This window comes from Streptomyces sp. NPDC049970 (assembly GCF_040660235.1).
GTDB lineage: Bacteria > Actinomycetota > Actinomycetes > Streptomycetales > Streptomycetaceae > Streptomyces.
In genome coordinates this window covers 1-4,754 of the sequence record NZ_JBFALP010000041.1, presented here as the reverse complement: position 1 = coordinate 4,754, position 4,754 = coordinate 1, and the positions used below count along the sequence as shown (strand labels likewise).

Here is a 4,754-nt window from a genome sequence, read left to right as displayed (position 1 = left end):
TCGCAGGGTGAGATCGCTGCTGCGGTGGTGGCGGGTGCGTTGAGTCTGGGTGATGGTGCGCGGGTGGTGGCGTTGCGGAGTCGGTTGATCGCCGCTGAGTTGGCGGGCCGTGGTGGCATGGCGTCCGTGGCCGCGTCCGAGGAGGACGTTCGTCGCCTCCTGGACGCCATCACGGATCCTGTCACTGTCGCCGCGGTCAACGGGCCCAGCACCACCGTCGTCTCGGGCACCTCCGAAGGACTCGACACATTCAGGAGCCTGTGCGAGCGCGACGGACTGCGCTACCGCCGTGTCCCTGTCGACTATGCGTCTCATTCGGCGCAGGTGGATGCGTTGGCGGATCGGATCCTTGCTGATCTGGCTCCGGTTCGGGCGGTTCGTGCGCGGGTGCCGTTCTTCTCGACGGTCACGGGTGACTGGCTCGGTGACGAGGTACCGGACGCCGCGTACTGGGTACGCAACCTCCGCCACCCGGTCCGATTCGAAGAAGCCGTGCGGGCCCTCGCCACGACGGACGCCGGAGCGTTCGTCGAATGCAGCCCCCACCCGGTGCTGACCGCGGCGGTGCAGGACACCCTGGAGGCAGCCGGTCACGAGGCCGTGGTCACCGGAACACTGCGCCGCGACGACGGAGGAGCGCGACGCGTGTTCTCCTCCTTCGGAGAGGCCTTCGCACAGGGACTGCCCGTCGACTGGACCCGGGCGTTCGCCGACGCCGATGCCGTACACGTCGACCTGCCCACGTACGCCTTCCAGCGCGAACGCTACTGGTGGGACCTCGACACACTGCGCGGGCCGGTCACCGCTCAGGGCCCCCCGCGCACCGTCGGCGACGCGGGCTTCTGGGACGCCGTGCAGAGCGACGACCCCGAGTCCCTGGCCGGCCTCCTCGACATGGACGGCGACGCCCTGAGCGGTGTCCTGCCCGCTCTGCGAACCTGGCACCGGAGCCGCACCGCCGCGGCCACCGTCGACTCCTGGCAGTACCACGTGCGCTGGGCCCCCGCCGCGCTGCCCGACAGCCCTGTCCTGACCGGCACCTGGCTCCTGGCCGTACCGGCGGACTCCGCCGCGGCGACCGGCTGTGCCGACGCGGTCGCCGCCGCCGTACGCGGCCACGGCGGTGACGTCACCACACTCACCCTGACCGGGAACGCCACCCGGGAGGAAATCGCCGACCGGCTGCCCGACGCCGAGTTCGCCGGTGTGCTGTCCCTGCTGACCGTCACCGATGGAGCCGCCAATCGGAACGCCGTCGCGCGCACCGGCCTCACCACGACCGTCGCCCTGCTCCAGGCGCTCGGTGACGCGGGGACCGGCGGACGCCTGTGGTTCCTGACCCACGACGCTGTCACCGCCACAGCCCGGGACGCGCGCACCGCCCGCGACGACGCGGCCGCCCAGCACATGGTCTGGGGCCTCGGCAGGATCGCCGCACTGGAGCACCCGGAGCGGTTCGGTGGCCTGGTCGACCTGCCCACCCGACCCGACACGCGCACCGGACGCCTCCTCGCGGCGCTCCTGACCGGCGACACCGGCGAGGACCAGGTGGCCCTGCGCCCGTCCGGTGCCCTCGTCCGCCGCCTCTCACACGCCGACGCCGACGCCTCCGGCGCCCGGCCGGCGTGGCGCCCGCGCGGCACCGTCCTGGTCACCGGCGGAACCGGTGGGCTCGGCTCTCGCGTGGCCCGCCACCTCGCCAGGACCGGCGCCGAACACCTCCTGCTGGTCGGCCGACGCGGGCCTGACGCGCCCGGCGCCGCCGAACTGCGCGCCGAACTGGAGGAGACCGGCGTGCGCGTCACGCTCGCCGCCTGCGACGTCTCGGACCGGACGGCCGTGGCCGAACTGCTCGCCACGGTGTCGCCTGACTGCCCACTCACGGCGGTCGTGCACACCGCCGCCGTCCTCGACGACTCCGTCGTCGAGGGCATCACCCCCGAGGGGATCGACCAGGTCCTGCGAGTCAAGGCCGACGGGGCGTGGCACCTGCACCAACTGACCCTGGACACCGAGCTTGACGCCTTCGTGCTCTTCTCCTCCCTGGCCGGCACCCTGGGGGCCTCCGGACAGGGCAACTACGCCCCCGGCAACGCCTATCTGGACGCCCTGGCCGAACAGCGGCGCGCCCTGGGGCTGCCCGCCACCTCCATCGCCTGGAGCATCTGGGACGAGCGGGGCATGGCCACCGAGGGCGACATCGAGGCGACCGCGGGCCGGCACGGGCTCCCCGTGATGGACCCCGACCTCGCGGTCACGGCCCTCCTCGCGGTGGCCGGCGGCACCGAACCGGCCGTCCTGGTAGCCGACGTGGAATGGGACAGGTTCCGTACGGCGTACACCGCCACCCGACCCAGCCCGTTCCTCGCCGATCTGCCCGAATGCCGTCGGACCGCAGAGCCGGATGCCCGGCCGGTCGCCGACCCGGGCGCGGCCGACGGCCTTGCTGCCCGCATCACCGCACTGGGCGACCCGGCCGACCGGCAGGCGGCCCTGCTCAACCTCGTCCGCGAGCAGGCCGCCCAGGTCCTCGGCCACCCCGGCCCCGACGCCGTCGACCCCACGACCGCCTACCGCGACCTCGGCTTCGACTCCGTCACCGCCGTCGAACTGCGCAACCGTCTGAACAACGTGACCGGACTGCGGCTGGTCTCCACCGTCGTCTTCGACCATCCCAACGCCCGCTCGCTAGCCGCCCGCATAGGGGACGAGCTGGTCGCCGCTGCGGGAGGCACAGCACCGGCACCGGAGACCGCCGCCGCAGACGTCCACGCCCCGGACCCGGCCGACGAGGACGACCGGATCGCCGTCGTCGGCATGAGCTGCCGTTTCCCCGGTGAGGTCCGCTCCCCGCAGGACCTGTGGGACCTGCTCCGCGACGGGGGCGACGCCATCACCCCGTTTCCCGAGGACCGCGGCTGGGACCTCGACGGGCTCCGGGCCACCGGCGACCACGCCGGCGCGGGCACGTCGAGCGCCCACGAAGGCGGGTTCCTCCACGACGCGGCCGACTTCGACGCGGAGTTCTTCGGTATCTCACCGCGTGAGGCGTTGGCGATGGACCCGCAGCAGCGGTTGCTCCTGGAGACCTCCTGGGAAGCCCTGGAACAGGCGGGCATCGACCCCACCAGCCTGCACGGCACCCGGACGGCAGTGTTCACCGGCACCAACGGCGGCGACTACCTCGCCGCCGGTCCGGACGTCCCCGAGGAGACCGCCGGATACGTCGCAACGGGCAACATCGGCAGCGTCCTCTCCGGCCGCGTGGCCTACACCCTCGGGCTGGAGGGCCCGGCTCTCACCGTCGACACGGCCTGCTCCTCCTCCCTCGTCGCGCTGCACCTGGCGGTGCGTTCGCTGCGGCAGGGCGAGTGCGACCTCGCTCTCACCGGCGGCGTCACCGTCATGTCCACCCCGGGCGTCTTCACCGAGTTCACCCGTCAGGGCGGCCTGGCGCCCGACGGCCGCAGCAAGGCCTTCGGCGCGGGCGCTGACGGCGCCGGGTTCTCCGAGGGAGTCGGCGTGCTCGTCGTCGAGCGGTTGTCTGACGCGCGTCGTCGTGGGCACCGGGTGCTCGCGGTGGTGCGGGGTAGTGCGGTCAATCAGGATGGTGCGTCCAACGGTCTGTCCGCGCCCAGCGGTGTCGCTCAGCAGCGGGTGATCCGGGCGGCGTTGGCCGACGCCGGACTCCGGGCCTCGGATGTGGACGTGGTGGAGGCGCACGGTACGGGCACGAGGCTGGGTGATCCGATCGAGGCCGGGGCGCTCCTGGCCACGTACGGGCAGGGGCGCGACCCGGAGCGGCCGTTGTCGTTGGGGTCGGTGAAATCGAACATCGGCCACACCCAGGCCGCCGCCGGCGTCGCGGGCGTGATCAAGACCGTCCTCGCCCTGCGGAACAGCGCGCTGCCCAGGACTCTGCACGTCGACTCGCCCACCGGGCACGTCGACTGGTCGTCCGGCACCATGGCACTCCTTGCCGAGCCACGCGACTGGCCCGAGACCGGGCGGCCCCGACGCGCTGGGGTCTCCTCGTTCGGAGTCAGCGGCACCAACGCCCACGTCATCCTGGAACAGGGACCGGACACCGGGACCCGCGCCGACGACCACCGCCCGGGCGGCACGACCGAGCCTTGGATCCTGTCGGCGTCCTCCGACGCGGCCCTGCGCGACCAGGCACGACGCCTCGTGCCGACGGCTGAAGGCGTCACCGGGACCGCGCGGGCCGACGACATCGGCCACGCCCTGGCCACCACCCGCGCCGTGCTCGACCACAGGGCCGTTCTCCTCGGGGCGCACGCCGCCGACCCGGTACGCGACCTGGCCGAATTCGCGGCGGGCCGAGAGACTCCCGACGTCGTTCACGGCACGGTCACTGCCTCCGACGACCGTGTTGTCCTCGTCTTCCCCGGTCAGGGGTCGCAGTGGGTGGGTATGGCGGTGGAGTTGTTGGGGGAGGTGCCGGTTTTCGCGGAGCGGATGGGGGAGTGTGCTGCGGCGTTGGAGCCGTTTTTGGATGTGGGGTTGTTGGAGGTGTTGGGGGATGGGGTGGCGTTGGGGCGTGTGGAGGTGGTGCAGCCTGCGTTGTGGGCGGTGATGGTGTCGTTGGCTGCGGTGTGGGAGTCGTTCGGTGTGCGGCCGGCTGCGGTGGTGGGTCATTCGCAGGGTGAGATCGCTGCTGCGGTGGTGGCGGGTGCGTTGAGTCTGGGTGATGGTGCGCGGGTGGTGGCGTTGCGGAGTCGGTTGATCGCCGC

Annotated in this window: 1 protein-coding gene; it reads left to right on the top strand. The window is 72.7% G+C overall.

The window, feature by feature from the left end; all coding sequences use genetic code 11:
* Positions 1-24: 24 nt before the first annotated feature.
* Positions 25-4,754 (top strand): SDR family NAD(P)-dependent oxidoreductase (locus AB0I83_RS31225; RefSeq protein WP_363307030.1); only part of this gene is annotated, 4,730 nt, incomplete at its 3' end.